Consider the following 26193-nt stretch of genomic DNA (forward strand, 5'->3'; position numbering starts at 1 on the left):
TAGCGGTTGCAATGACGGGGCGCTTTGGCCATAGCCCGCGCCAATCCTCCCCGGGAAACTGGCTGAAAACCCGCTTGCCGCGCGCCGGCGAGCCCAATGTGCGAGGAATCTGTGAGCGAATATGTCAACCGCGCCGGGATCGAGATCGATTCGAGGCTTGCCCAATTCATCGAAGGTGAAGTCTTGCGCCCGCTGGGGCGCGATGTCGCGGCTTTCTGGAGTGGCTTTGCTGCGCTTCTAGGCACCTTCGCGCCGCGCAACCGCGCGCTGCTGGCGAAGCGCGACGAACTGCAGGCCATGATCGACGCCTGGCACAGGGAACGGCGCGGCAAGCGGCTCGACAGCCAGGAATACCAGGCCTTCCTGCGCGAGATTGGCTATCTTGTGCCCGAACCGGATGATTTCATTATCGGCACGCAGAATGTCGATCCCGAAATTGCGACGATGGCCGGGCCGCAGCTGGTAGTGCCGATGCTCAATGCGCGCTTCCTGCTCAACGCTGCCAATGCGCGCTGGGGCAGCCTGTATGACGCCTTCTATGGCACCGACGCACTCAATGCGCCGCCTGCGCGGCCAGGCAGCTATGACGAGGAACGCGGCGCTGCGGTGATCGCGCGCGGGCGTGAATTTCTGGATCAAGCGCTGCCGCTGGTGGACCAGAGCTGGGCCGATGTTGCTGACGAGCATGATGGCAAGCTGCAGGACGAAAGCCAGTATATCGGCAAGACCGGACGCGGGCTGCTGTTCAGGAACAACGGCCTGCATATCGAAGTGGTGTTCGACCGCGATCATCCGGTCGGCAAGACCGACAAGGCGGGCATTGCTGACATCATCTGCGAGGCCGCGCTGACCACGATCTGCGACTGCGAGGATTCGGTCGCTGCGGTCGATGCCGAAGACAAGCTCATGGCCTATTCCAACTGGCTCGGCGTGATCCGCGGCGATCTGGAGGAAAGCTTCGACAAGGGTGGGCGCACGCTCACCCGCAAGCTCGCTGAAGACGTGAATTACACTGATAAAGGCGGCAACACACACAGCCTGCCCGGGCGCAGCCTGCTGTTCGTGCGCAATGTCGGCCATCTGATGACCAATCCCGCGATCAGGCTGGCTGATGGCGGCGAGGTGCCGGAAGGTATCATGGACGCAGTCTTCACCAGCGCAATCGGCGCGCTCGATGTCGAAGGTCACGGTCGCTATCGAAACTCGAAGACGGGCAGCATCTATATCGTCAAGCCCAAGATGCACGGGCCGGAGGAATGCGCCTTTACCAATGATCTGTTCGATGCGGTGGAGGACCTGCTGGCGCTCCCCCGTCACACGATCAAGGTTGGCGTGATGGACGAGGAGCGCCGTACCTCCGCCAATCTCGGTGCCTGTATAGCGGCGGTGAAGGACCGTGTGGTGTTCATCAACACCGGCTTCCTCGACCGCACGGGGGACGAGATCCACACCTCGATGCAGGCCGGGCCGATGATCCGCAAGGCGGAGATTAAGGCATCGAAATGGCTCGCCGCCTATGAGAAACGCAATGTCGCCATCGGCCTCAGGCATGGGCTTTCGGGCCGCGCGCAGATCGGCAAGGGGATGTGGCCCGCGCCCGATCTGATGAAGCAGATGATGGTAGAGAAGATCGGCCACCTCAAGGCGGGCGCGAACACCGCCTGGGTGCCTTCACCCACTGCGGCAACGCTCCACGCGCTGCATTACCACCAGTGCAATGTCTTTGCCGAGCAGGCCGGGCTGGGCGAGATTCCGCCGCTGGGCGATCTGCTCACCATTCCGCTCGCCGAAGGCACCAACTGGTCCGAAGATGAGCTGCGCGAGGAACTGGACAACAATGCGCAAGGGCTGCTGGGCTATGTCGTGCGCTGGATCGACCAGGGCGTGGGTTGCTCAAAGGTACCTGACATCAACGATGTCGGCCTGATGGAAGACCGCGCGACCTTGCGCATCAGCTCGCAGCATATGGCCAACTGGCTGCTGCACGGCGTGGTCAGCAAAGACCAGGTGATGGATTCGCTGCGGCGCATGGCGGCCAAGGTGGATGGCCAGAACGCCGGTGATCCGCTCTACACGCCGCTGGTCGGCAATGAGGACGGCCCTGCCTTCCGCGCCGCCTGTGATCTGGTGTTCAAGGGCGTCGGGCAGCCTTCGGGCTATACCGAACCGCTGCTGCACCACTGGCGACAGGTCAGGAAGGCGGGTTAGATACCGGTTCAGCCGCCGCTTGCGACCAGCCGCCCGCCGCGGCGGCGGCCCATCTGAATATTGCCGGCATTGGCGATTGGGCCTCCCTGGCTCACCTTTTCGCCAGCTATGCCAATCAGCCGGTCCTGCCCCAGCGTGCGTTCGAATTCGACACCGCAGGCCGTCTCGCTCGTCCAGATCACCTTGCAGAATATCTCTTCATTACCGAGCACCAGCCAGCCCGTAACCCCTTCGCGCGGCGGAGCACTGGTTTCCAGCTTTGCCCCACTGTCAGAGATATTGGCCATGTGGCACGGGCGATCGCCTGCGATGGTGCGAAAGCACACGGGAATGTCGATGGTGAACCTGACGTTACGCCGCCGCTCTGCCTGAGCGGCCCGCAATCTTGCTTCGTACAGGCTCATCGCTCGCTTTTCTCCATTGATTTGAACAGCGTGATGGCAGGACATCGATGAAGAAGGATTGGCAAGCTAGGTTAGTCGAAATTAACCAAATTCGGCGGCGAGCGAGACAAAGTCTTCAACGCTAAGTGTTTCGGCGCGGCGTTGCGGGTCTATTCCCAGCCTTTCCAGTGCATTGAGCGCGCCGGGTACAGCTTTCAGGCTTTGGCGCAGCATCTTGCGGCGCTGGCCGAAGGCGGCCTCTGTAAGCCGTTCGAGCGTGCGCGCCGATACGCCCGCAGGGGCCGCGCCCGGAGTTACATGCACCACTGCACTCATCACCTTGGGCGGGGGAGTGAAGGCGCTGCGATGCACCTTCATCGCCAGCCTGGCGTCACTACGCCATTGGGCCAGGACGGCAAGACGCCCATAGGTGCCGTTGCCGGGATGGGCGACGATCCGCTGCGCAACCTCGAGCTGGAACATCAGCGTGAGTGAACTCCACTGCGGTGGCCAGTTCTCACCGCCAAGCCACTTCACGAATAGTGCGGTGCCAACATTGTAGGGAAGGTTGGCGACCACTGCGAAAGGTTCACCCTGCATCAGCGCGCCATGGTCGATCTTCAACGCATCGCCTTCGATCACGTTGAGCTGGCCGGGATAGGCTTCACCCAGTTCGGCCAGCGCGGGAAGGCAGCGCCGGTCCATCTCGATCGCGGTCACTCGCGCGCCCGCCTTAAGCAACGCGCGGGTAAGGCCGCCCGGACCGGGGCCGACTTCCAGCACCGCCTTGCCTTTCAGATCGCCGGGAATCGCGGCGATCCGGTCAAGCAATTGCGCATCGAACAGGAAATTCTGCCCCAGCGCCCTGGATGCGCTGAGCCCGTGCCTGGCTATGACTTCGCGTAGCGGAGGCAGGTCAGCCATGCGCCGATCGCCGCGCTGCCATCTCGCCCGCCATGCGGATCGCCGCCACCATGGCGCCGGGATCGGCCAAGCCTGTGCCCGCGATGTCGAAGGCGGTGCCGTGATCGGGCGAGGTTCGGATGATCGGCAGGCCCAGCGTGACATTGACGCCCTGATCGAAATCGAGCGCTTTCAGCGGGACCAGCGCCTGGTCATGATACATCGCCAGCGCCACATCATAGCTGGCGCGCTTGTGCGGGGCGAACAGCGTATCGGCAGGATGCGGGCCGGTGGCATCGATCCCTTCCTGCCGCAGTACTGCAATAGCGGGCGCGATAATGTCGATCTCTTCGTGCCCCATGCGCCCGTTTTCACCTGCATGCGGGTTGAGCCCGGCAATGGCCAGGCGGGGGCGCTCGATCGCGAAATCGCGCGTCAATGCGGCGGCGGTAATCCGCGCCTTGTGGCAAATCAGCTCGATGCTCAGCAAGCGCGGCACGTCCGCAATCGCACAGTGCACGGTCAGCGGCACCGTTCGCAGGCTTGGCCCTGCCAGCATCATCACTGCATCACGTTCCGGTACGCCGCAGGCGTTGGCGAGAAACTCTGTCTGGCCGGGAAATGCGAAGCCAATCTTGGCCAGTTCGGCCTTGGCAATCGGGGCGGTCACCATGGCACTGGCTCGCCCGCTGAGTGTGAGCTGTGCAGCCTCGCCGAGCGATGCCAGCGCCATCCGCGCACCCGCACTGTCAGGTTGGCCTGGAGTATAGCGCGCGGCCGCACCAGCGGTAGAAGTGCCGCCGATTACCGGCAGGCCGCGGGCAAAAGCTGCCGCGGTTTCAGTCGGTTCGGAAATCTCGATTATCGGGCAATCGATGCCTCGCTTTTGCGCTGCTTCGGCGAGTATATCTGCCCCGCCAACCACGAAAAACGGGGCCAGCTTCGATTTCGCCCGCAGCGCCCAGGCGGCAATGATCAGTTCCGGCCCAACGCCCGCCGGATCACCCAGCGAAACGGCGATCGGCGCGGGCTTCAGAGCGCTCAATTGTATTCGATGAAGGCGTCGTTGCGCAGATCGCGCAGGTAACGCTGTGCGCGTTTGTTGATGCGCTCATCTTCGAGCTGGCCCATCAATTGGTCAAAGCTGGGGCCGCTATCGACCTGCGGATCGTCGCGTCCGCACAGCATCAGTACGCGCACGCCTTCCTCGATTGATCCGAACGGCGGGGTGGACTGGCCAAGCTGAAGGTTGAGCACGATGTTCTGCAGCTGCTCGGGCAGCGCACGAACACGAATCTGGTCATTGGTAACGACATTGGCGCCCAGGGCCGCCGCTGCTGCATCGGCATCGCCGCAGCCGCGCATCGCCTGCACTCCCGCAGCAAAGGCATCAACCTGTGCGACGGCTTCTTCGTCGGTCAGGCCGGGAGCGAAACTGATCGAGATCTGCTTCAGGCTGAGCAAGGCATCGCGCGGGTCAGCCATCAGCACTTGGCGCTTGTCGATCAGGTACAGGATCGAAAAACCGCCGGGAATCTCGACCGGGCCAAATAGCTGGCCGGGCTGCATTTGCTGGGCCGCCACGGCGAGTTCGCTGGGCAGCTGGCCCAGCCGCACGAAACCCAGATCCCCGCCAACAGCAGCGGTAGAGGCTTCGGAAAATTGCCGCGCATAGGCAACGAAGCTGCCGCCCTGCTGCAATTGTTCCATGATCTGCTGGGCATTCTGGAGCACAGCATCGCGGTTCTCAGGGGTAGCCGAAAGGAAGATCTCGCCAAGCCGGAATTCATCCGTTCCGCGCGAATCCTCCATCCGCTTGAGCAGTTCGTTGACCTCTTCTTCCGAGACATTGACGAACGGCGAAATATTGCGGCGAAGCAGGTTCTGCCACGCAAGCTCGCCTTCGATCTGTCGCTTCAGCGACGCGGGCGACGATCCGATCGAGCGCAGATATTCATCCATCGCCCCCGGTTCCTGGCCGAAATTCTGCGCGGCAAGGGCATTGTATCGCTGGTCAACTTCGGCCTGAGAGACTGTGATCTCCTGCGAACTGGCAGCCTGAATCTGCAGCGTCTCGTCGATCAGGTTTCGTAGCACCTGCGTGCGCAGCCGCTGCATTTCCTCTTCGCTGATCTCGTTGCGTGACGCCGAAATCACGAGCGCTACGCGCTGTTCAACATCGGTTCCGGTGATGACCTGTCCGTTGACAATTGCGGTAGCGGTGCGGACATTGGGATTGGCCTTTCCCATGATCGAGATGTTCGCCGGGATCCCCAGCGGATCGTCGATCGGCGGGGCATTCTGCGCGCCAAGCCCGGCAGGCGCAGCGAACATGCCGGCTGCCGCCAGCGAAAAAAGGACATTATTGAGCTTTATGCGTGTCACGCGTTCATTCCATCTGCTGCGCTGGTCAGCGCCAAATTTGTCATTCCACCACTGGCAAGCCGCGGCTTAACGCTGGCTGAGCCGATCGGGTGCCGGTAAGTGGCGGACCAGATAACGGGTTTGCCCCCGCGTGCCAACGCAGGATTGCAATACGGTCCCCCGGCAGGCACGCGGCGATTGCCACATCAGCGCAGCCCGAAGTTGCGCAAGGCGAAGGTCAGCTGGAACGTATCGCCGCGTTGGGCGTCGCCAGCGGTCACAAAGTCGCGCCGCCAGGTCAGGCCCAGTTCAAGCGTTTCGTCGCGATAGGCGATGCCGAGCCGCGTGCGGATTGGATCGAAGCCGTCGCTTAAAAAGCGCGGATCTTCGTCACGATCAGTCAGGTTGATGACGCCAGAGCCGAAAATTGACCAATACCTCGCAAAAGCCAGGCGACCTGCCGCGCGCAATTCCTCGCGGTCCTGCAAATCCTCGAATGCCTCGATATTGCGGTTGAGGCGAAGATAGCCGACTTCGACATAGGTGCGTTCATCGCCCACCGTCGCATCGAATTCATTGCGGCGGATCTGCAGCTTGTCCTTGTCAAGGCGAAACCTGTGCGTGAACTTGACGAAATCGCGGAAGCGCACCTCGGTTCGCCCGACATAGTCAGACTTGCGCTCCGACAAGCCGGTGCCGTCGGGCAGGATCGCTCCTGCTGTGTCGAAGCGATAGGATTGACCGACCGTGCTCTTTATCCGCCAGCCGGGGCGCTGAAGCTCCCAATCGAGCCCGTAGGTCAGCCGCACCCCATCTTCCACCCGGTCATATCCGGGGAAGCGATTAAGCGCAAACAGGTTCGAATCCTCCAGATCAATTGCGCGCGCATCTTCATTGGGGATCGCCATGTTGCGGATCGGCGGCGTGGCAACCAGTTGCAGCCGCGGCTTGAGCACTTGCGTGCCGCCAAATGCTTCGCCCACAAAAGGCCATTCGACGTCGATCGCGCCAACCGCGACTGCGCGGCCCTGCCAGCCCGAATTGCCGCGATAGACTTCTGTTGGGGTAAGGAAGTTCTCGTCGCTGTGATAAACGTCACCGCGGGCGAGGGCCGTGACAGTCACGATCTGCCCCAGCGGGGTCAGCTGCCGCATGTCCCAGCGGGCCGATGCGAAGGCACGCTGCGTATCCTGCCCGTCGCGGCGGGTCAGACTGAGCGTGTTGGCCTGGAATTCGACTGTGCCGCCCACGATCGGATCGGTCAGGCGCCGACGATAGTCCATGACCGGCAGCGCCACCGGAACCTGGCCCTGCGACGCCTCAAGACGAAGCGACTGCGTTGCCCAGCCAGCCAGGGAGAAATAGGATTGGCTGTCAATCCGTTCGAGGTTGACGGTCGAGCGCAAGCGGTCGTCGCGGCTGATGTCATACCGGCGCAGGAAAGTGCGGTCGCTGGCGCGCCGCAGGGATCCGGTTACGCTCCATTCAGGTGTGAACTGGAAGCGGCCATTGGCGAACAGATAGCCGCGCAGATCGCGTTCGGTTTCCGGCTCGCCGGTAAAGCTGGAAATGCGGCGGCTGTGCGTGGCAAAGCCGGTGATCTGATAGGCGCCGCGGTCGACCTGGTGGCGCCACTCGGCCGAAACCATCGGTGCGACCTCGGTGTAGACATAGCTTCCTAATGTCAGGTCCATGTTGTCGGCCAGGCGCCAGTAATAGCTGCCGCTGACTTCAACGCCGTTTGATTGCGAGACCCGCAGATCGGGCATAATGAAGCCGGAGACGGCGCGCCCGTCTGTGCGGAATGCGAGCCCGGGCATCGGCAGGATACGCGCGCCGAACAATTCGAGCACTGCACCATTGAAACTGACCCGGCTTTCGGATGGATCGAACACGATCCGTCTGGCGGTGATGCGCCAGCTTGGCGATCTGCCGCAGCCTTCCGGTGTGATGTCCGGGCACGCTGCGTAGGTGGCATCGCGCAACACCACGGTGCCATCCTCGCCGCGCTCGCCCGCTCGCGCTGCCAACCTGCCACCGGCACGCAGGGCAACCAGCAACTCGCCCATCGCCCCGGCCTCAAAGCGATCGGTTAGCTCGACCGACTCGGTGAACAGCTGATTCCCGCCGGCATCGACCAGGCGGACATTGCCATCGGCATAGATCGTGCCCTGGCGCCGGTCCCAGCGCACCTGATCGGCGCGGACCGACTGGTCTTCGCTCGAAAGCAGCACATCGCCGCTGGCAGTTATGACATCTGCCTCATTGTCATATTCGAGATTGTTGGCTTCGAACTTTACCGTGCGCCCATCACTGCGGGGCACCTGATCACCGGGCGCATCCCCGGCGGCAAGGTCCGGCGCCATGCTGGCGTGCGGGGGCGTGCCTTCCAGGACGGATGCCTGTTCGTCCTGCGCCATCGCCGGATACGCACCGGCAAGTACCAGAACGGCACAGGCGGCGCCGATCACAGGCAAGCGGCAAAAGGAGGCGTGCAGGCATTGCTGCGGCGGCGGGGACATGGTCTTGCCTATCGCACCGCTCGCGCCTAATCGCAATCGCCATTAACCGGCGGGTCGCTGTGCGGCGCTCCGCTCGCCTTGCCTGTGCAAGCAATCATCCCTTTCGGAGTACTCATGCAGATTAATTTCAGTGACACCGCGCCCGCCAACGCCCGACTGATAGCCTATCTGGCGAACAAGGACGATCTTCCTGCGCGGCTTGAACGCCCGATTGTCGATGGCGCCGCAGCAGCGCGATTCAAGGGCAATGCCGGGCAATTCTTTGAAAGCTTTGTTGAACGTGACGGGCAGGTGGTTCGCGTGGCGCTGGCCGGGATGGGCGATGCCAACGCCACGGCTGACAAGCGCGCAGAAGGGCTGGAAAAGGCCGGTGCGGCGCTCGCTGCCAAATATCTTACTTCGGGCGAGACCGATCTGGTGCTCGATTTCGCGGGCAGCGGGGTCGATGCGGCAGGTGCCGCGGCCGTGTTGCTGGGCCTGCGCCTGCGCGGCTGGCGGCATGACGAATACCGCACGCGGATGAAGGACGAACAGAAGAGGACGCTCGCGACCGTAACCGTGATTTCCGCGCCTGATGGTGCGGCGCAGGCATGGGCCGATGCGGCCGCGGTGGCCGAAGGTGTAGAGTTCACTCGCGAACTGGTGGCCGAGCCTGCCAACAAGATTTATCCGCTCAGCTTCGTCGAACGCTGCGAAGAGCGCTTCGCCGGAACCGGCGCAGAGCTGATGGTGCTGGACGAAGCGGCAATGGAAAAGCTCGGCATGGGCGCGCTGCTGGGCGTGGGGCAGGGCAGTGAACAGCCTTCGCGCCTGCTGGCGATCAAGTGGCTGGGCGGCAATGCGGGCGATCCGCCGGTTGCCTTCGTAGGCAAGGGGGTAACCTTCGACACCGGCGGGATTTCGCTTAAGCCCGGTGCGGGCATGTGGGACATGAAGTGGGACATGGGCGGCGCAGGCGCAGTCGCGGGCGCGATGCTGGCGCTCGCGAAACGCAAGGCCAGGGCCAATATCATCGGCGTGGTCGGCCTGGTCGAGAACATGCCCGATGGCAAGGCGCAGCGCCCGGGCGATATCGTGACCTCGATGAGCGGCCAGACGATCGAGGTGCTCAACACCGATGCCGAAGGGCGGCTGGTGCTGTGCGATGCGCTGACCTGGACCCAGCGCGAATTCTCGCCCTCATTGATCGTCGATCTGGCCACGTTGACCGGAGCCATGATCATCTCGCTCGGTCATGAGCATGGCGGCATGTTCGCCAATGATGACGATCTGGCTGACGACCTGCTCGAAGCGGGCAAGGGCGTGGGCGACAAGCTATGGCGGATGCCGCTGGGCGCGGCCTATGACAAGCTGATCGATTCGCCGATTTCGGACATGAAGAACATCGGCCCGCGCGAAGCGGGTTCGATCACTGCGGCACAATTTCTCAAGCGTTTCATCGAGAATGGCACCCCTTGGGCGCATCTCGATATTGCGGGCATGGTGTGGGCCGACAAGCCGGGCCGCACCTGGGACAAGGGCGCAACCGGATATGGCGTGCGCCTGCTTGACCGCTTTGTCCGCAATGCGCTGAAGGGTTAGGCCGCGGTGCGCCTGCTCTTGAAGTGCGCAGGGGCAAGGCGGGCGTGACGACGCGCGTCGATTTCTACCAGCTTAGCCGCGATCCGGTCGAACGGGTCGCGGTGATGCTAGCACGCAAGGTGATACAAGCGGGCCAGCGCCTGTTGGTGGTGAGCGAGGATCCGGGCCAGCGCGCGGTGATCGGGCGTGAATTGTGGCGCGCCGGGCCGGAAGAATTCCTCGCCAATGGCGAAGCCGATGGCGCGCACGCCGAACGCCAGCCGATCCTGCTTTCCGACCGGGCTGAGGCAGCCAATGGTGCCCGCATGGTGCTGCTCGCCGACGGGAAGTGGCGCCCCGAAGCGCTGCAATTCGACCGCGCGCTGCTGCTGTTCGGTGCAGCGGAAACCGGGGCAGCGCGCGCGCTGTGGCGCGAGCTTGACGATGCCGAGGGCGTGACGCGCGAGATCCACAAGCAGGATGAAGGCGGGCGCTGGCGGGCTGGCGGTTGACCCGTTCGCTGCGCACAGGGCTTGCAGTGGCTGCAGCACGGCGCTAGTGGCGCGCGCAACTCCAGAACAGCCCCCAAATCGCAAGGAACACGAACAATGGCGGTTACCCGCACCTTTTCGATCATCAAGCCCGATGCCACGCGCCGCAACCTGACCGGCGCGATCACCAGGATGCTGGAAGAAGCCGGCCTGCGTGTTGTCGCTTCCAAGCGGATCCACATGACCCGCGAACAGGCCGAAGGCTTCTACGCGGTGCACAAGGAGCGCCCCTTCTTCGGCGAGCTGGTCGATTTCATGATCAGCGGCCCGGTGGTGGTGCAGGTGCTCGAAGGCGAAGACGCGGTGAAGCGCAACCGTGACATCATGGGCGCCACCAATCCGGCCGATGCTGCCGAAGGCACCATCCGCAAGACTCATGCGGAATCGATCGAGGCCAATTCGGTCCACGGTTCGGACAGCGACGAGAACGCCGCGATCGAGATCGCGTTCTTCTTCAAGCCCGAAGAAATCGTCGGCTGAAACCCGGCCGTATCAAGCTTTTCAAGGGGCCGCTCCGTTTGGGGCGGCCCTTTTTGATTCGGCTGCATGAGCCGGTGATTCGCAATGCGGGCGTACAAATGGTACCTTGATCCGAGGGTCGCTGGTTCCACTCGGGGAGGAGTTATGGGACGAGTGATTGTCATGGCGGCGGCGCTGATCTGCTACGCCGCGTTTTTCGCAAGCTTTGTTTATCTGGTCGGCTGGGTAGGCGGATTCGAATTCATGCCGACGCATGTCGACAAGGGGCTGGCTGCACCGCCCCTGACCGCTGCGCTGATCGATACCGGGTTGATCGCGCTGTTTGGCATCCAGCACTCCGTAATGGCACGCAAGGGGTTCAAGGCGGGCTTGACAAAACTGATACCCGCTGCGTCAGAACGCAGCATCTATTGCCTTGTGACCGCACTGGTGCTGGCGATGATCTTCAGTTTCTGGCATCCGATCGAAGGATTTATCTGGTCGGTTGGAAATGACACCGCCCGCATGGCGATCTGGGGGTTGTTCTGGCTGGGCTGGACCATCCTGTTCATCTCTACCTGGCTGCTCAACCATTTCGAGCTGTTTGGATTGCAGCAGGCCTGGCACCATCTCACCGGCAAGACCGCCGCACCTTCCCGAATGCGCACCCCGTTTTTCTACAAGCTGGTGCGTCACCCGATCTACACCGGGTTCTTCATCGCCTTCTGGGCAGCGCCGGATATGAGCTATGGCCACCTGCTCGCGGCGACGGGCTTCACCATCTATATCATGATCGGCATTGCCTACGAGGAACGGGACTTGCAGGCGGTATTTGGCGAACAATATGCCGAGTATCGCAAGCGGGTGGGGGCGTTCATCCCGGGGATCGGCAAGGCCTCCTAGCCCCCGGCCCGCGAAACATAGGCGGCCAGGGCGCGCGGATAGAGCTGGTGTTCGGCCAGCTTGACCCGCTCGGCCAGGGCTTCGGGCGTGTCATCGGGCAGGATCGCTACCCTGACCTGATCAAGGATCGCACCCGAATCGAGTTCGGGCGTGACGAGGTGGACTGTCGCGCCGCCATGGCTGTCACCTGCGGCAATTGCGCGGGCATGGGTGTCCAGCCCCTTGTATCTGGGCAGCAGGGAGGGGTGGATGTTGAGCATTCGCCCTTCCCAGCGAGTGACAAACTCATCTGACAGGATCCGCATATAGCCTGCCAGTGCGATATATTGCGCGCCTGCTGCGCGCACTGCGCCTTCCATCGCCGCGTCATGTTCGGCACGCGTCATGCCCTTGTGGCTCAGCGCGAAAGTGGTGATCCCTTCGGCCCGGGCCAAGGTCAGACCGGCGGCTTGGGGATTGTTGCTCGCGACCAGCACAATCTCGTAGGGGCAGCCGTCGAGGCGGCTGGCATCGAGCAGCGCGGCCATATTGGTCCCGCTACCGGAGATGAAAATCGCAACTTTTGCGTTTTCAGGCCCCGTTTCAGGCCCGGTTTCAGGCATTATGCGTGGCGCTCCATTCGGCCTTGGCGCTCCACGTGCCCTGTGTGCCGCGCACGGTGCAGCCGCGCTCGCCTGCTTCGATCGCGCCAATCATGAAGGCGGTCTCACTCGCTGCGCCGAGCCGCTCGAGCACTGCTTCGACCTTGTCCGGCGCCACTGCCAGTACCATTCCCATGCCGCAATTGAAGGTGCGCGCCATCTCGCCCGGCTCGATATTGCCCTGCGCCTGCAGGAAGGCCATCAGCCGCGGCTGCTCCCAGCTATCGGCATTGACTACGGCATGTGCGCCCTGGGGCAGGATGCGCGGGATATTCTCGAGCAATCCGCCACCGGTGATATGCGCCAAGGCGTCCACCAGCCCGTCGCGGATCAGCGGCAACAAGCTGGAGACATAGATTTTCGTCGGCTCGATCAGCACATCGATCAGCAAACGGTCCGCATCGAACAGGGCGGGGCGGTCAAGCTTCCAGCCCTTGTCGGCGGCAAGGCGGCGAACCAGCGAATAGCCGTTCGAATGGACGCCCGAGGATGCAAGGCCGATCAGCACGTGGCCCGGTGCCACCTTCTCGCCGGTCAGCTGCTCGCCCCGCTCGACCGCACCAACGCAGAAACCCGCCAGGTCGTAGTCGCCCGCACTGTACATGCCGGGCATTTCCGCCGTCTCGCCGCCGATCAGTGCGCAGCCCGCCTGTTTGCAGCCCTCGGCGATCCCCGCGATGACCCGTTCGGCCACGCCGTTGTCAAGCTTGCCGGTGGCGAAATAGTCGAGAAAGAACAGCGGTTCTGCGCCCTGCACGATCAGATCATTGGCGCACATGGCGACAAGGTCGATGCCGACTGTGTCATGGCGGCCGGAATCGATCGCCAGCTTGAGCTTGGTTCCCACGCCATCATTGGCAGCGACCAGCAATGGATCACGGTATCCGGCTGCCCTGGGATCGAAGAACCCGCCGAAACCGCCGATCTCGGCATCTGCGCCCGGGCGCCTGGTTGCCTTGACCAACGGCCCGATCGCCTTGACCAGGCGGTTACCCGCGTCGATCGAGACTCCGGCGTCTTCATAGGTGTAATTTGCGGGCGGCTTGTCGCTGATTGCCATAATGTGCATCGCTTTAGCCTTTCGCGCTTGGAATTCCACTCGCCTTTGGGCAAAAGGCGTCAGCTTTTCCCCGATGACTGCATTCCTTTCCCTTTTGCGCCTGACGCCAACGCTTTCCAGCCGCCACTTTGTGCGTGCCGGGCTGGGACTAGGCTTGTTCCTCACACTGGCGCTGGGCTTTGCGGCCCTGGTGGCGCAGGTGGCGGGCGACCGCGGCATTCCCCCGGTTGCAGCCAGCAGCGACATCGAAGTCAGCGGGATCGAGGTGGATGTGAGCGCCGACAGTGCAGAGGAAGCGCGCGAGCGCGGCTGGAGTGAGGCGCAGCGCAAGGCGTGGAAGCAAATCAATGGCCCCGACTTGCCGCAGCGCGATATAGAAGCGATGGTTTCGGCAGTGGTGATCGAGCGAGAGTTGATCGGTCCCCGCCGCTATCAGGCGAAGCTGGGGGTGATCTTTGATCGCACCCGCGCTGCGCAATATCTGGGCGGCGGAGAGGGCGGGCGGCCTTCGGCACCCATGCTGCTGCTGCCGGTGGTCGCCAGTGCGGGCACATTCACCATGTACGAAGTGCGCAACCCGTGGCAGCGCGCCTGGGCCGAATTCAATCCGGGCACAAGCCGGGTCAATTACCTCCGCCCGGCCGGGGCAGGGGGAGATTCGCTGCTGCTCAACCATGGGCAAACCATGCGCCGCAGCCGCGCGTGGTGGCGGGTTGTGCTGGACCAGTTCGGTGCAGCCGATGTACTGATGCCGGTCGCCATGCTCGAATACAGCTATCCCGGTGGGCCCGTGAATGGCACCTTCACCGCACGATATGGGCCCGACAATCGCTATCTCGACAGTTTCCGCATGAGCGCCGATTCTCCTGCGGAATTGCCGGATATGCTGGGACAGGCAGTGCGGCGGTTTGACCGGCTGTTCGAGGATGCGCTCGATCGCGGGGTGCTGAGGCCGGATCCTACGCTAAATGACGACACAGCGATGATCGTCGATCCCGCGATCGCCCGGCTGATCGAGATTGGCCGCGCTATCGAGGCTCGCGAGGCCGCGATGGAGGCGGAGGCAATGCGCACTGGGCCCGCCGCCGGGCCAAGCGAGGCTCCGGCAACTGCGGTTGTGGGTGCCTATGTCGTGCAATTCGCAAGCCCCGATGCGGCATCGATCGATGCCACGCTGGCAGCCGTCCGCGGCGTTCCCGGTGTGCGCGGGGCGGCCACCACCAGCCTTGCCTTTGGCGGAACCTCGGTAATGACGGTGAGCTATGCCGGCTCGCTTGGCCAACTTGCTGCGGCGCTGCGCGCGCGCGGCTACACAGTGCAGCAGGGCTCTGACGCGCTTGCTATCAGCCGTTGAGCGGATGTGGCCGTGCCGTCCCAAATTGCACTTCCCCTGACGCTTCCCGGCAGCGGCAAGCCCAGCCGCGTAATGATCGGCAATGCCAACCAGTCCGCCTATGAAGCGCTGGCCAAGCCCGCAGGCTGGCCCTTCAACAGCGCCGTTCTCACCGGCCCGCCGCGTTCCGGCAAATCGCTGCTGGGCCAATGGGCCGCAGGGCAGGGTATAGCGGTAATCGACGATGCCGAGCGCAGGGACGAGGCAGAGCTGTTCCACCGCTGGAACCGCGCGCAGGCCAGCGATGAGCCGCTGCTGATTATCTCGAACAAACAGCCGTGGGAAATTGCGCTGCCCGATCTGCGGTCGCGGCTGGGCGGTTCGCTGCAGCTCGAAATCGGCGTTCCCGATGATGATATGGTGGCCCGGCTGATCGAGGCGATTGCGCAGCAGCGCGGGCTCGCGCTGGCCGATGGCGCGCTCGAATATCTCGTGCCCCGCGCCGAACGCAGCTTTGCCGATATCGAGAGACTTGTTGCCGCAATCGACCGCCTCAGCCTTGAACGCAAATCACCTGCCACCATGTCTCTGTGGCGTGATGCATTGGAGGCCATACAGGGGCCGGAGCAGGCACGCTTGCTTTGAAGCGCGTTTGGTGGGAGTATTTGACCATGTTTGACCGGCTCAAAGCCTATCTTGACTCTGTCCACGCGCGCGATCCGGCACCGCGATCGCGGTGGGAAATCCTCTTTTATCCAGGTGTTTGGGCGCTGTTCTTCCACCGGATTGCGCACTGGCTGTTTGAGGCAAAGCTGTTCTTCCTGGCACGATTGGTGAACCACTTCTCACGTTTCCTCACGGCGATTGACATCCATCCAGGCGCACAGATCGGGCGAAATTTCTTTATCGACCATGGCTTCACGGTGATCGGCGAAACTGCGGAGATCGGTGATAATGTGACGATTTACCAATGCGTCACCCTGGGCGGCACAAATCCGGCCAATGGCAAGGGCGGTAAGCGCCACCCCACCATTTGCGACAATGTCATTATCGGTTCGGGTGCGCAGATTATCGGCCCGATCACTGTAGGTGAACGGGCGCGAATAGGCGCCAATGCGGTGGTGACAGACGAGGTGCCTGAAGGGGCGACGATGATCGGCCTAAAGGCGCGGTCAACCCTGGTATCGGCAGAAGAATGGGTGCGTGAGTTTATCCCCTATGGTACGCCGTGTGACGATCCGTGCGCGGAAACGGGCAAGTTAGGCCGCGATTGCGTGGAGAAGCTTGAAAGCGAGATCGCCATGCTAAAGGCGGAAATCGCGGCAATCAGGGAAGCTGTATCTCCACCGGCCTTATCGTCACGCAGCGGGACTGACGATTGATGAATTCGGGTATGCGATCCGGCCAGCCCGGCTCGGTCGTTGCCTTTCCTCCTCGTGTGGCAGGCCAGATCGGCTTCGATCGTGCCGAGTTGCAGCGTATCCTTGACCTTTATGGCCGCATGGTCGCCGCTGGTGAGTGGCGCGACTATGCGATGGACTTTACCCGCGATGTAGCGGTGTTTGCCGCTTTCCGCCGTACTGCCGAACATCCACAGGCACGGCTCGAGAAGCGACCGGCATTGCGCAATCGGCAGGGGATATGGACGCTGTTCGGCGAGCATGGCCAGGTGCTCAAGCGCGGTCACGAACTTGCGGGCGTATTGGCGCCGGTAGAGCGGCGGTTGATGAAAGCGGTCGAGGGCTAGCAAAAATGAAAAGGGCCCACGCCGCCGCGCGAGCCCCCTTCGGTTGATTGCGAAACCTGATCTCAGGCAGCAGCGGCAGTTGCCGGCAGGCGCGCCTGCAAGTCTTGCGGCAGCGGCTGCACTACGGCGCGGCGGATCGGCGTCCAGAAGGCCGAGAGCGTCAGCAATGCCGATCCGATTACCAGCGCGGTAAGCGCGACGTTGAGCTCCACCGCCCCGAAGCGGTCGAACAGGAAGGTGAGCGCGGCGAGTACATAGGCCAGCGCTGAGACCAGCAGTGCGCGGCGATCGATCGCCAGGGCAACCACGCCCATCGCGACATAGACCACCAGCACGCCAATTGCCGCGCCCAGTCCGATATTTTCGCCACCGGTCACGCCCAGCCAGTGGAACAGCGGGTGCGCAATCATCGGTGCGGCGAGCAGGTGCAGCCAGAAGGCCACGTCGCTGCGCCGCGTTTGGCGCTCGCGATCACTCGTATCCCAACGCATGGCGACGAGGAAAATTGCCACCCCGGCAACGAAGACTAGCGGCAGCAGGATTGTTTCGTTGACCAGTGCAGGGCCGATGGCGGTCACGATCAGGCCGATGGCGGTCACAGCCAGCGCGGCAGCGCCCGCTGCAACGGTGATCGGCACCATGAAGCGGCGCCAGTGCATCCAGGCGGCCCCGGCTGTCACCAGCGCTGCACCGGAAATCAGCAATCCCGGCAAAACCTTGTTCGCCCCGAAATCATCGCCGCCGAAGACCAGCAGGATCAGCCCCAGCAAGGTTACGAAAGTACCACCGACAAAGGCCAGCAGCAAAACGATGCTGGGCAGCGCCATGTGGCGTTGCCGCGTGAAATATTCGGCCATACCCCAGGCTGCGCCCGCGATCAGCAGGCCTGCAAGCGGGGGCGGGCCGTCGCCCACCGGCATCAGCGCCTGGCCGATGCCGCCCATCGCCACCAGCAGCAGCACGGCGGCGATGGTGACGAAAATGTCGTTGAAGCTGTTGATCAGGCGGAAATGTTCTTCATCAGTGGCGGGCGCATCGCGCATCTGGCGCACCGAGTTTCGCAATGCATCTGCCGCGGCAGCGCTGATCGCGCCGCTCGCGACTGCCTGGCGCAGATCGTCTTCTGTATACATGAGGCGTACCTCTCCATGTTGATGGGGGAGAGATACGCCTAGTGTATTACTGTGTCAATACAGCAGCCATCACCCACGCGCGCTGGCCGGGCCGGTGCCTGTCACCTTCTGCATTGCCTTCAGGATATTGGCGCTCTGTTCGCTGCCGCTCTGCGGGGCGGTGAGGTTGGTGAAGGAGGAGATCTTTTCCCAGTTCTCGGCAAAACCTTCGACCGTGCGCTGGCCTTCGGGCAGCCATACGGCATCGTTCATCACCACCCACGAAGAGTGATAGCCGCCCGCACCAGCGCCCACGATCGCATTGGTCGGGGCGTCTTCGCTGACGAGGAACAGCGCGGCCGGAACCACGTTGACCGGATCGAACAGTTTGAAGGCTTCTTCAGGAAACAGGTCTTCGGTCATGCGCGTACCCGCGACGGGCGAGAGCGAGTTGACCTTGATGTTGTATTTCGCGCCTTCAAGCTGCAGCGTCTTGGTCAGGCCAGCCAGGCCCAGCTTCGCCGCGCCGTAATTGGCCTGGCCGAAATTGCCGAACAGGCCGGTTGAGGATGCGGTCATCAGGATGCGGCCATAGGCCTGCTCGCGGAAGGTTTCCCAGCACGCCTTGGTGACGAAGGCCGAACCGGTCAGGTGCACCTTGAGCACGAATTCGAAATCTTCGGGGCTCATCTTGGCGAAGGTCTTGTCGCGCAGCACGCCGGCATTGTTGATCAGCACATGCACGCCGCCCCACTTCTGCTTGGCGTCGGCAACCATCTTTTCCATCTGCTCGTATTCGGTGACCGAGCCGCCGTTCGACATCGCCTCGCCGCCCATGGCCTCGATTTCCTCGACCACTTTGAGCGCCATGTCCGAATGGCCGGTGCCATCGCGCGAGCCGCCGAGATCGTTGACCACGACCTTTGCGCCGCGGCGCGCCAGCTCCAGCGCGTATTCACGGCCCAGCCCGCCGCCAGCGCCGGTGACGATCGCAACCTTGTCCTTGAAATCGATGCTCATGGGGGTTTCTCCTGCTTCCAGCCAGTATCTGGCCTTACGTTTGCGTCAATCTGTGCGGCGGGTTGGCAGTTTCGTGCCATTCTTGCAACCGCACAATGGCCAAAGAGCTATGCCGTAGGGTCAATTTGCCCGATTCAGAGCCGTTCCAGCGCGGGAATCAGCTCGCTGAGCGAATCGATTACAGCATCGGCGCCCAGCTCGTGCGGGGCGCGGTCGCAATAGCCGTATCCTGCCGCAATCACTGGCACATTTGCCCCGCGCGCGGCGCGCACATCATAGGTCGAATCGCCGACAAACACGAACCTTTCCGCGTTGCAGCGCCGCTGTGCCTCGATGACCGGATCGGGCGCCGGCTTGGCGAGATAGCTGCCATCTGGCCCGCGGCCCATCGAATCGCCGCCGATGATGGCCACGAAATGATCCGCCAGGCCCAGTTCGGTCAGCACCTTGATGGCAAATCCTTCAAACTTGTTGGTCACCACTGCCATCTGCACCCCGCGCCTGGCGAGCTCGCTCAGCACCTGCTCCGCGTGCGGATAGGGGCGGGTGTAGACAGCGTTGTGTTCGGCATAATAGGCCAGCATGGCCTTGTAGAGCGCGCGGAAATCATCCTCTGGCATGCCGCCCTGCGCATCGACAGCCCTGGCCAGCATGATCTTGGCACCGCCGCCGATCAGGTCCTTGGACGATCCGACCGGCACCGGATCCAATCCGCCCAGCTCAAGCGCATGGTTCACCGCCGCGCCAAGATCGCGAAAGGTATCGAGCAGCGTGCCGTCGAGATCGAAGCCCACGCCCTGGAAGGGAAAATCAGCCATGGGTGCTGCGGTGGCGGATGGTTCTTCAAACCGCAAGCGTTTGGTGCCATGAAGCGCGGATGAGAGATTTAGCCGCAATCGTTCTTGCCGCAGGCAAGGGTACCCGCATGAAGAGCGACCTGCACAAGGTGCTGCACCCGATCGCGGGGCGCCCCATGCTCGATCACCTGCTTGCTTCGCTGGGAGAGCTGACCCCCAGGCAGACTGTGGTGGTGGTGGGCGACAAGGCGCAGCAGATCGAAGCGGCTATGGCGGGGCGTGCGCTGACGGTGAAGCAGGAGCCGCAACTGGGCACCGGGCATGCAGTGCAGCAGGCCGAGGCCGCGCTGGCCGGTTTCAGCGGCGATGTGCTGGTGCTTTATGGCGATGTGCCCTTTGTGCGCGCCGATACCATGCGCATGATGCTGGCGCGGCTGCACGGCGAAGGTGATCCGGCTGCGGTGGTGCTGGGCTTCGAGCCTGCGGATGCGAGGCATTACGGGCGCGTGATTGCGGATCAGGCCGGCACGATTTCGAAGATGGTGGAATTCAAGGATGCGAGCGAGGTGGAGCGCAATTGCAGCCTGTGCAATTCGGGCCTGCTCGCGGCGCGCAGTACCGATCTGTTCACGCTGCTGGAGCGGGTCGGCAATGACAATGCGCAGGGCGAGTATTACCTGCCCGATGTAGTCAATATCGCGATTGCCGACGGGCGAACCTGCGCGGTGGTCATTTGCGATGATCCGGGCGAAGTGACCGGCATAAACAGCCGCGCCGAACTCGCCGCCGCCGAGGCGCAGTGGCAGGCCGCGCGCCGCGAGGCTGCGATGGCCGATGGGGCAAGCCTGCGCGCGCCTGAAACGGTGTTCTTCTCGCATGATACGCAGCTTGGCCGCGATGTAACGATCGAGCCCAATGTCGTGTTCGGCCCCGGTGTCAGCGTTGCTGACGGGGCGACGATCCACGCCTTCAGCCATCTCGAGGGTGCCAGCGTGGGCGAAGGCTGCTCGGTCGGGCCCTTTGCCCGCCTCAGGCCCGGCGCGGTGATGGAGCAGGGCAGCAAGGTGGGCAATTTCGTCGAGATGAAGGCCGCGACGCTGGGGGTGGGGGCGAAAGCAAACCACCTCACCTATCTCGGCGATGCGACGGTGGGCGAATATGCCAATATCGGCGCGGGTACCATCACCTGCAATTATGACGGCTATTTCAAATACCGCACGGAGATTGGCCCGCGCGCTTTTATCGGTTCGAACAGCGCGCTGATCGCGCCGGTGCGGATCGGCGCGGACGCGATTGTTGCGGCGGGCAGCGCAGTCAGCAGCGATGTGGGCGACGGTGATTTGCGGATGGTGCGCGGCGAGCAGATTGTGAAACCGGGCTGGGCAGACCGATTCCACGATACGATGAAAAAGAAAAAAGCCGCACAGCAGAAGAAGGATTGAAACGCCGGTGTGCGGTGATGACCAGCTTGCTTGTTGGCTGTGCGATCGGCCTTTCGGAACCTTGATCCAATGGCATCATCCGGTGCCCAGGGCGAAGAAGGGCCGGATCAAGGTGCCTGTGCACGCGATCTGCCACCAGGCCATTCATACCAACTTCACCAATGCGCAGCTCGGCCGGATGGGGGATGATCTGGCGGCGATCCGCGCGCATCCCGAGATCGCGAAATTCGTTAAATGGGTAAGCACCAGGCCGCCCGACTTTCACGCACCAACCAGGATTAGGTGAGCAAAAGCGGGCGGCTGGCCAGGGTCGCCGGTACTCAGGCCTTTTCAAGCGGCTGGCAGTCGCGCTGGCGCGCTTCGGGAGGCTTTTTTGGTTGTGCGGCGTCGCCATGGCGCGGGCCGAGTTGCCGTTCCCACTGGCGAAATTCGCTGTGACTGAGCAGATAGCGCCAGCGCGCTTCGTCAAAGCTTATCAGCTTGTCACGCACCGCCCGAACAACCTCGGCCTTGCGCGCCTCAGTCCAGTTGATGTCATGCGATTTGGGCAGGCCGGCGCGCCTGATTGCGTCAGCTACGGTCTCGTGCGGGGCATAGGGCATGGTACTTCTCCGTTATGGCCCCCCTATTGCCCGTAAATCATCGGTTTCGTGGGTTAATTTCAGCCTATCAGCATTGGTTTAGGGCGCATTAGCCATCCCAATCGTGCCTGCGTTGCGGTGGATCGTTGGTGCACGACGCAAAAGGGGCGAGCCGCTTTGGCCCGCCCCCCTTAATACTGCGCCGACGAGCGGGCCTTACTTCGCCGCAGGTTCATCCATCAGCCGCTGCATCAGATAGACATATTGCAGTGCCTGGAGCTGCGCGCGCTGCTCATTGTCAACTCCGCCCGAATGGCCGCCGGTCGTTTCCTCATAGTAATAATATGGCTGGCCCAGTGCCTTGAGCTTGGCCGCGCCCTTGCGTGCATGGGCAGGATGGGTGCGGTCATCCGCGGTCGAGGCCCACAGGAACGGTGCGGGGTAATCGACGTCATCCACGATCTTCTGATAGGGCGAATAGCCCTCGATCCAGGCGCGCTGTTCGGGAATGCGCGGATCGCCATATTCGCCGATCCACGAAGCCCCGCGCCCGATCAGGTGATAGCGCAGCATGTCGAACAGTGGGATCTGAACGATTGCTGCGCCAAACAGGTCCGGCCGCTGGGTAAAGGCCGTGCCGACCAGCAGGCCGCCCTGGCTACCGCCCTGAATGCCAAGATGCTCAGGGCTGGTGAAGCCCTTCGCCACCAGGTCCTCGGCAATGGCGATGAAGTCATCCCAGGTGCGCTGCTTGTTCTCGCGGATCGCGCTCTGGTGCCAGTTCGGCCCGAACTCGCCCCCGCCTCGCATATTGCCCAGCACATAGGCGCCGCCATTTTCGAGCCATAGCTTGCCGGTAGAGCCGAGATAACCGGGCAGGCGCGGCACCTGGAACCCGCCATAGCCGGTCAGCAGCGTGGCGGTGGAACCGTCCATTTCCATGCCCCTGGGCTTGACGATGAAATAGGGAATCCTGGTGCCATCAGCCGATGTGGCCTCGTGCTGCTCTACCTCCATGCCGGCGGGATCGAAATAGGAGGGCGAGGTCTTGATGGGGGCAGGGGTGCCTCCATCCGCATAATATAGCGTAGTCGGATGGAGGAAGTCGGTTGCCGTGAACATGATCTGGTCCGTCTCATCCGACGAAGCGGCAATTCCCAGCGTCGCATTGTCGGGCAGTTCGACCGGCGAGAGCACCCATTGGCCATCCTCGAAATCGAACCGCACAACCTTGCCCACCACATTGTCGAGCATGCTGACGAACAGCGAGTTGCGGGTAATCGATCCGCCCTGCCTGGTCTGGCGTTCACCCGGTGCCCATACCAGCGTCTTTTTCGCGCCGTTGGGATCAGCCTTCCATTCCTCCAGATTGACCGCGACCAGCGAGTCCGCCGGGAATACCTGACCCTGCGTTTCCCAATCGACATCGGTCGAGAACAGGATGTGCCCGTCGACAATGCCATAGGGCGATGCCTTGAGCGGGATTTCGAGCCGCAACCATTCACCGTCCTTCTGGAAATAGTGTTCGGTTTCATGGAAGCTCACCGCGCGGAAGGCAGTCATGCCATGGATCACCGCCTTGCCATCGCGCAGCAGACTGGCGCCCGACCACACGTCTTTCGGCGAGCCGCGGAAGATTTCCGGTGCCTCATCGATGCTTGTGCCGCGCTTCCATTCGCGAGTGGTATAGGGATATTCGCTTTCGGTTTTCAGCTCGTTGCTGAAGTTACGCGTGACGAGGAGTGTATCCCGGTCAACCCACTGGATGTTACCCTGGCTTTCGGGCAATTCGAACCCGCCCCCAGAATCGGCAGACACAAAGCTTTTGGTGTGGGTGTCGAATTCGCGCAGCACGGTGGCATCCTTGCCGCCATCGGATAGTGCAATCATGCAGTGGCGCTGATCGGGCGGCAGGCAGGTCGAACCCTGGTATACCCATTCGCGCCCTTCTGCCTTGGCCAGCGCGTCCACATCCAGCACCACTTCCCATTGCGGCTCTTCGGTCCGGTAGCTTTCCAGTGTGGTGCGGCGCAGCAGCCCCTTGGGATTGGCCTTGTCCTGCCAGAAATTATAGAGCCCATCGGGGCGAAAGCTGACAAAAGGAATGCGGTCATTGCTGTCGAAGATCGCCAGCGCTTCGGCCTTCAGCTTCTCGAAGCGCGGATCACCGGTGAAAGCTTCCAGTGTGCGGGTGTTTTCGTTCTCGACCCATTCAAGCGCCTTGGGATCGCGCGCTTCCTCGAGCCAGATATGGGGATCCTGCTCGGCGCCGGGGATGCCCGTCTCGTCGATGTGATTGTCGGCTGACGCGGTTGCGGTTGTCATGGCAAGCGCACCTGCCAAAGCAAGTTTGGAAACAAGTTTCAAAAATCCTCTCCACGGGAAAGCGACCAGAGCCCGCATTGGGGCTGCAATGCGGATAATCCTACTACCTTGTATCGGTTCCGCAAATGAAAAGGGCGACCCGTGGCCGCCCCTTTGCATTCGGGTTTTCAAAGCAGCGATCAGCCTTCGACGTGCTCCGCCAGTACAGTCAAGCCAGCGTCGCCGACTTCGGCAAAGCCGCCGCGCACTTCGATCAGCTCGGGCTGCGCGCCGTCGGTCTTGTAGACCTGCACAGCGCCATCGCGGATAGTCGACATGAAGGGCGCGTGGCCTTCCAATACGCCGAACTCGCCTTCCGCGCCGGGGACGACCACCATGTAGACGTCCTCGCTGCGGACAAGCCGTGCCGGCGTTACGAGTTCGAAGTGCAGTGCCATCGCGTTTACGCGTCCTCAGCCAGTTTCTTGGCTTTTTCGACCGCCTGGTCGATGCCGCCAACCATGTAGAAGGCCGCTTCGGGCAGGTGATCGTATTCACCTTCAACCACGGCCTTGAATGACTTGATCGTGTCTTCCAGCTGCACGAACACGCCCGGAATGTTGGTGAACACCTCGGCAACGTGGAACGGCTGCGAAAGGAAACGCTGGATCTTGCGGGCACGGGCCACGGTCAGCTTGTCCTCTTCGCTCAGCTCGTCCATGCCCAGAATGGCGATGATGTCCTGCAGGCTCTTGTACTTCTGCAGCGTTTCCTGGACCTTACGGGCGGTTTCGTAATGCTCCTGGCCCACAACCCGCGGTTCGAGAACGCGGCTGGTCGAATCCAGCGGGTCAACCGCCGGATAGATGCCGAGTTCGGAGATTGCACGGCTCAGCGTGGTGGTCGCGTCCAAGTGCGCGAACGAGGTTGCCGGGGCCGGGTCGGTAAGGTCATCGGCGGGAACATAGATAGCCTGCACCGAGGTGATGGAGCCCTTGGTGGTCGAGGTAATGCGCTCCTGCAAATTGCCCATGTCGGTGGCCAGTGTGGGCTGATAGCCCACCGCCGAAGGAATACGGCCGAGCAGCGCCGACACTTCCGAACCCGCCTGCGTGAAGCGGAAGATGTTGTCCACGAAGAACAACACGTCCTGGCCTTCCTCATCGCGGAAATATTCCGCCATGGTCAGGCCCGACAGCGCCACTCGTGCGCGCGCGCCCGGCGGCTCGTTCATCTGGCCGAACACCAGCGCCACCTTCGATCCTTCGCTGGTGGCATTGCCATCCGCGTCCTTGGCGATAACGCCCGCGTCAAGGAATTCGTGATAGAGGTCGTTACCTTCACGGGTGCGTTCACCCACGCCCGCAAACACGCTGACGCCGCCATGGCCTTTGGCGATGTTGTTGATCAGCTCCTGAATCAGCACGGTCTTGCCCACGCCAGCGCCGCCGAACAGGCCGATCTTGCCGCCGCGCGCATAGGGGGCGAGCAGGTCGATCACCTTGATGCCAGTAACCAGGATCGCCGCTTCGGTTGACTGGTCGACGAACAGCGGAGCCTCGGCATGGATCGGGGCAGTCTTTTCCGCACCGATCGGGCCGCGTTCGTCGATCGGCTGGCCGATAACGTTCATGATCCGGCCCAGTGTCTTGGGGCCGACAGGCACAGAGATCTGCGAGCCGGTATTCACCACTTCCTGGCCGCGGGTAAGGCCTTCGGTCGCGTCCATCGCGATGGTGCGTACCGTGTTTTCGCCAAGGTGCTGCGCAACTTCGAGAACCAGCGTATTTTCGCCGTTCTTCGTTTCAAGCGCGGTCAAGATAGCGGGCAGTTCGGCGGGGAACTGCACGTCGACGACGGCGCCGATGACCTGGCTGATCGTGCCGTTGGTGGTCTGGTTCAATGCGGGTGCGGTGGCCATTTTCTGTGTCCTGCCTTGCAGTTTATCAGGCGCCTTGGGCGCAAACGGTTTCAGTGTCGACAACGGTCCATTCACCGTCGCCAGGGGTCAGAGTGGCCGAATGGCGAAGATATTCGTCTTCACCCAGGCCGTAGTTGCAAATAACGTCAGAGGAGCCGAAGCCCGCGCGCTTGCACACGGAAGTGCTGACCGGCTTGGCCGAAGGGCATGCCTTGGCGATGGTTGCGGCAAACACGCCCTCGTCGGGCGCGGGCAGGGCGGGCACTTCCGGCTCTGCCACGGCGGTTTCGGTCGGCTGCGGCGCAGGAGCTGGCTCTTCGCCGCAAGCGGCAAGTGCGAGAACGGGCAAGAGGGCAAGGGCAATCTTTTTCACAATTACTAT

Annotated in this window: 26 protein-coding genes; 11 read left to right on the forward strand and 15 right to left on the reverse strand. The window is 62.6% G+C overall.

The window, feature by feature from the left end; genetic code table 11:
- Positions 1-96: 96 nt before the first annotated feature.
- A complete protein-coding gene (locus ACX3VQ_RS11980; RefSeq protein WP_462581299.1) occupies positions 97-2208 on the forward strand; it encodes a malate synthase G in 2112 nt (703 codons plus the stop codon).
- Between the two features lie 8 nt (positions 2209-2216).
- Here the strand turns inward: ACX3VQ_RS11980 and ACX3VQ_RS11985 are convergent, their stop codons facing one another.
- The 5 genes from ACX3VQ_RS11985 to ACX3VQ_RS12005 form a co-directional block, all read right to left on the reverse strand.
- On the reverse strand, positions 2217-2612 hold the full coding sequence (locus tag ACX3VQ_RS11985) for a PilZ domain-containing protein (protein ID WP_462581300.1): 396 nt from the start codon (positions 2610-2612) through the stop codon (positions 2217-2219).
- Positions 2613-2693: 81 nt separating this feature from the next.
- On the reverse strand, positions 2694-3515 hold the full coding sequence (rsmA, locus tag ACX3VQ_RS11990) for a 16S rRNA (adenine(1518)-N(6)/adenine(1519)-N(6))-dimethyltransferase RsmA (protein WP_462581301.1): 822 nt from the start codon (positions 3513-3515) through the stop codon (positions 2694-2696).
- On the reverse strand, positions 3508-4530 hold the full coding sequence (pdxA, locus tag ACX3VQ_RS11995; RefSeq protein WP_462581455.1) for a 4-hydroxythreonine-4-phosphate dehydrogenase PdxA: 1023 nt from the start codon (positions 4528-4530) through the stop codon (positions 3508-3510). Before pdxA ends, rsmA begins: the two co-directional genes overlap by 8 nt.
- 5 nt (positions 4531-4535) lie before the next feature.
- A complete protein-coding gene (locus ACX3VQ_RS12000; protein ID WP_462581457.1) occupies positions 4536-5828 on the reverse strand; it encodes a peptidylprolyl isomerase in 1293 nt (430 codons plus the stop codon).
- A gap of 236 nt (positions 5829-6064) precedes the next feature.
- A complete protein-coding gene (locus ACX3VQ_RS12005; RefSeq protein ID WP_462581302.1) occupies positions 6065-8380 on the reverse strand; it encodes an LPS-assembly protein LptD in 2316 nt (771 codons plus the stop codon).
- A gap of 114 nt (positions 8381-8494) precedes the next feature.
- Between ACX3VQ_RS12005 and ACX3VQ_RS12010 the strand changes: the two genes are divergently transcribed.
- From ACX3VQ_RS12010 to mddA, 4 genes are all read left to right on the forward strand, one after another.
- A complete protein-coding gene (locus ACX3VQ_RS12010; RefSeq protein ID WP_462581303.1) occupies positions 8495-9961 on the forward strand; it encodes a leucyl aminopeptidase in 1467 nt (488 codons plus the stop codon).
- A 44-nt stretch (positions 9962-10005) separates the two neighbouring features.
- On the forward strand, positions 10006-10452 hold the full coding sequence (locus tag ACX3VQ_RS12015; protein ID WP_462572440.1) for a DNA polymerase III subunit chi: 447 nt from the start codon (positions 10006-10008) through the stop codon (positions 10450-10452).
- 96 nt (positions 10453-10548) lie between these two features.
- Positions 10549-10971, forward strand: coding sequence for a nucleoside-diphosphate kinase (ndk, locus tag ACX3VQ_RS12020; protein WP_462572438.1), 423 nt, complete (start codon positions 10549-10551; stop codon positions 10969-10971).
- 144 nt (positions 10972-11115) lie between these two features.
- Entirely contained in the window at positions 11116-11853 is a 738-nt protein-coding gene (mddA, locus tag ACX3VQ_RS12025) for a methanethiol S-methyltransferase (protein ID WP_462581304.1), read from the forward strand.
- Here mddA and purN read toward each other — a convergent pair.
- Positions 11850-12455 (reverse strand): phosphoribosylglycinamide formyltransferase, encoded by a 606-nt coding sequence (purN, locus tag ACX3VQ_RS12030; protein WP_462581305.1) that lies wholly within the window; start codon positions 12453-12455, stop codon positions 11850-11852. The genes mddA and purN overlap by 4 nt on opposite strands.
- Positions 12448-13554, reverse strand: coding sequence for a phosphoribosylformylglycinamidine cyclo-ligase (purM, locus tag ACX3VQ_RS12035; RefSeq protein ID WP_462581458.1), 1107 nt, complete (start codon positions 13552-13554; stop codon positions 12448-12450). Before purM ends, purN begins: the two co-directional genes overlap by 8 nt.
- A gap of 73 nt (positions 13555-13627) precedes the next feature.
- Here purM and ACX3VQ_RS12040 point away from each other — a divergent pair, with 73 nt between their 5' ends.
- Genes ACX3VQ_RS12040 through ACX3VQ_RS12055 form a run of 4 tightly spaced genes read left to right on the forward strand, consistent with a single transcriptional unit; the run spans position 13628 to position 16634 of the window.
- Complete coding sequence (locus ACX3VQ_RS12040) at positions 13628-14908, forward strand: heavy-metal-associated domain-containing protein (RefSeq protein ID WP_462581306.1); 1281 nt, start codon at positions 13628-13630, stop codon at positions 14906-14908.
- A gap of 6 nt (positions 14909-14914) precedes the next feature.
- The gene (locus ACX3VQ_RS12045; protein ID WP_462581307.1) at positions 14915-15532 is read left to right on the forward strand and encodes an HdaA/DnaA family protein; all 618 of its coding nucleotides are present in this window, start codon (positions 14915-14917) and stop codon (positions 15530-15532) included.
- Between the two features lie 26 nt (positions 15533-15558).
- The gene (gene epsC, locus ACX3VQ_RS12050; protein WP_462581308.1) at positions 15559-16269 is read left to right on the forward strand and encodes a serine O-acetyltransferase; all 711 of its coding nucleotides are present in this window, start codon (positions 15559-15561) and stop codon (positions 16267-16269) included.
- A complete protein-coding gene (locus ACX3VQ_RS12055) occupies positions 16269-16634 on the forward strand; it encodes a DUF2794 domain-containing protein (protein WP_462581309.1) in 366 nt (121 codons plus the stop codon). Before epsC ends, ACX3VQ_RS12055 begins: the two co-directional genes overlap by 1 nt.
- A 62-nt stretch (positions 16635-16696) precedes the next feature.
- Here the strand turns inward: ACX3VQ_RS12055 and ACX3VQ_RS12060 are convergent, their stop codons facing one another.
- The 3 genes from ACX3VQ_RS12060 to ACX3VQ_RS12070 all read right to left on the reverse strand — a co-directional run bounded on the left by ACX3VQ_RS12060 (position 16697) and on the right by ACX3VQ_RS12070 (position 19584).
- Positions 16697-17767 carry a hypothetical protein gene (locus ACX3VQ_RS12060; RefSeq protein WP_462581310.1) on the reverse strand — a complete coding sequence of 357 codons (1071 nt, stop codon included), beginning with the start codon at positions 17765-17767 and terminating at the stop codon, positions 16697-16699.
- Positions 17768-17836: 69 nt separating this feature from the next.
- Positions 17837-18766 (reverse strand): SDR family NAD(P)-dependent oxidoreductase, encoded by a 930-nt coding sequence (locus tag ACX3VQ_RS12065; protein ID WP_462572429.1) that lies wholly within the window; start codon positions 18764-18766, stop codon positions 17837-17839.
- Between the two features lie 134 nt (positions 18767-18900).
- Positions 18901-19584, reverse strand: a complete 684-nt coding sequence (locus ACX3VQ_RS12070; protein WP_462581311.1) for an HAD hydrolase-like protein — start codon at positions 19582-19584, stop codon at positions 18901-18903.
- Positions 19585-19643: 59 nt separating this feature from the next.
- On the opposite strand from ACX3VQ_RS12070, the gene glmU reads away from it, so the two are divergent.
- Together glmU and ACX3VQ_RS12080 are read left to right on the forward strand one after the other, a co-directional pair.
- Positions 19644-21005, forward strand: coding sequence for a bifunctional UDP-N-acetylglucosamine diphosphorylase/glucosamine-1-phosphate N-acetyltransferase GlmU (gene glmU, locus ACX3VQ_RS12075; RefSeq protein ID WP_462581312.1), 1362 nt, complete (start codon positions 19644-19646; stop codon positions 21003-21005).
- Positions 21006-21066: 61 nt separating this feature from the next.
- The gene (locus ACX3VQ_RS12080; protein ID WP_462581313.1) at positions 21067-21291 is read left to right on the forward strand and encodes an HNH endonuclease; all 225 of its coding nucleotides are present in this window, start codon (positions 21067-21069) and stop codon (positions 21289-21291) included.
- 34 nt (positions 21292-21325) lie between these two features.
- Here the strand turns inward: ACX3VQ_RS12080 and ACX3VQ_RS12085 are convergent, their stop codons facing one another.
- The 5 genes from ACX3VQ_RS12085 to ACX3VQ_RS12105 form a co-directional block, all read right to left on the reverse strand.
- A complete protein-coding gene (locus ACX3VQ_RS12085; protein WP_462581314.1) occupies positions 21326-21607 on the reverse strand; it encodes a DUF1153 domain-containing protein in 282 nt (93 codons plus the stop codon).
- Between the two features lie 195 nt (positions 21608-21802).
- Positions 21803-23911, reverse strand: coding sequence for a prolyl oligopeptidase family serine peptidase (locus ACX3VQ_RS12090; protein ID WP_462581315.1), 2109 nt, complete (start codon positions 23909-23911; stop codon positions 21803-21805).
- A 179-nt stretch (positions 23912-24090) separates the two neighbouring features.
- Complete coding sequence (locus ACX3VQ_RS12095) at positions 24091-24348, reverse strand: ATP synthase F1 subunit epsilon (RefSeq protein WP_462581316.1); 258 nt, start codon at positions 24346-24348, stop codon at positions 24091-24093.
- A 5-nt stretch (positions 24349-24353) separates the two neighbouring features.
- Positions 24354-25811 (reverse strand): F0F1 ATP synthase subunit beta, encoded by a 1458-nt coding sequence (atpD, locus tag ACX3VQ_RS12100; protein WP_462572422.1) that lies wholly within the window; start codon positions 25809-25811, stop codon positions 24354-24356.
- A 25-nt stretch (positions 25812-25836) separates the two neighbouring features.
- Positions 25837-26184, reverse strand: coding sequence for a hypothetical protein (locus ACX3VQ_RS12105; RefSeq protein WP_462572420.1), 348 nt, complete (start codon positions 26182-26184; stop codon positions 25837-25839).
- Between the last annotated feature and the right edge of the window lie 9 nt (positions 26185-26193).

It is taken from the genome of Altererythrobacter chaiwopuensis (genome assembly GCF_054957735.1).

Coding starts and splice junctions, on each gene's coding strand:
- ACX3VQ_RS11980 (WP_462581299.1), top strand. CDS start 97: ATGTGCGAGGAATCTGTGAGCGAATATGTCAACCGCGCCGGGATCGAG.
- ACX3VQ_RS11985 (WP_462581300.1), bottom strand. CDS start 2,612: ATGAGCCTGTACGAAGCAAGATTGCGGGCCGCTCAGGCAGAGCGGCGG.
- rsmA (WP_462581301.1), bottom strand. CDS start 3,515: ATGGCTGACCTGCCTCCGCTACGCGAAGTCATAGCCAGGCACGGGCTC.
- ACX3VQ_RS12000 (WP_462581457.1), bottom strand. CDS start 5,828: ATGTTCGCTGCGCCTGCCGGGCTTGGCGCGCAGAATGCCCCGCCGATC.
- ACX3VQ_RS12005 (WP_462581302.1), bottom strand. CDS start 8,380: ATGTCCCCGCCGCCGCAGCAATGCCTGCACGCCTCCTTTTGCCGCTTG.
- ACX3VQ_RS12010 (WP_462581303.1), top strand. CDS start 8,495: ATGCAGATTAATTTCAGTGACACCGCGCCCGCCAACGCCCGACTGATA.
- ndk (WP_462572438.1), top strand. CDS start 10,549: ATGGCGGTTACCCGCACCTTTTCGATCATCAAGCCCGATGCCACGCGC.
- mddA (WP_462581304.1), top strand. CDS start 11,116: ATGGGACGAGTGATTGTCATGGCGGCGGCGCTGATCTGCTACGCCGCG.
- purN (WP_462581305.1), bottom strand. CDS start 12,455: ATGCCTGAAACCGGGCCTGAAACGGGGCCTGAAAACGCAAAAGTTGCG.
- purM (WP_462581458.1), bottom strand. CDS start 13,554: ATGGCAATCAGCGACAAGCCGCCCGCAAATTACACCTATGAAGACGCC.
- ACX3VQ_RS12040 (WP_462581306.1), top strand. CDS start 13,628: ATGACTGCATTCCTTTCCCTTTTGCGCCTGACGCCAACGCTTTCCAGC.
- epsC (WP_462581308.1), top strand. CDS start 15,559: ATGTTTGACCGGCTCAAAGCCTATCTTGACTCTGTCCACGCGCGCGAT.
- ACX3VQ_RS12055 (WP_462581309.1), top strand. CDS start 16,269: ATGAATTCGGGTATGCGATCCGGCCAGCCCGGCTCGGTCGTTGCCTTT.
- ACX3VQ_RS12060 (WP_462581310.1), bottom strand. CDS start 17,767: ATGTATACAGAAGACGATCTGCGCCAGGCAGTCGCGAGCGGCGCGATC.
- ACX3VQ_RS12065 (WP_462572429.1), bottom strand. CDS start 18,766: ATGAGCATCGATTTCAAGGACAAGGTTGCGATCGTCACCGGCGCTGGC.
- ACX3VQ_RS12070 (WP_462581311.1), bottom strand. CDS start 19,584: ATGGCTGATTTTCCCTTCCAGGGCGTGGGCTTCGATCTCGACGGCACG.
- glmU (WP_462581312.1), top strand. CDS start 19,644: ATGAGAGATTTAGCCGCAATCGTTCTTGCCGCAGGCAAGGGTACCCGC.
- ACX3VQ_RS12085 (WP_462581314.1), bottom strand. CDS start 21,607: ATGCCCTATGCCCCGCACGAGACCGTAGCTGACGCAATCAGGCGCGCC.
- ACX3VQ_RS12090 (WP_462581315.1), bottom strand. CDS start 23,911: ATGACAACCGCAACCGCGTCAGCCGACAATCACATCGACGAGACGGGC.
- ACX3VQ_RS12095 (WP_462581316.1), bottom strand. CDS start 24,348: ATGGCACTGCACTTCGAACTCGTAACGCCGGCACGGCTTGTCCGCAGC.
- atpD (WP_462572422.1), bottom strand. CDS start 25,811: ATGGCCACCGCACCCGCATTGAACCAGACCACCAACGGCACGATCAGC.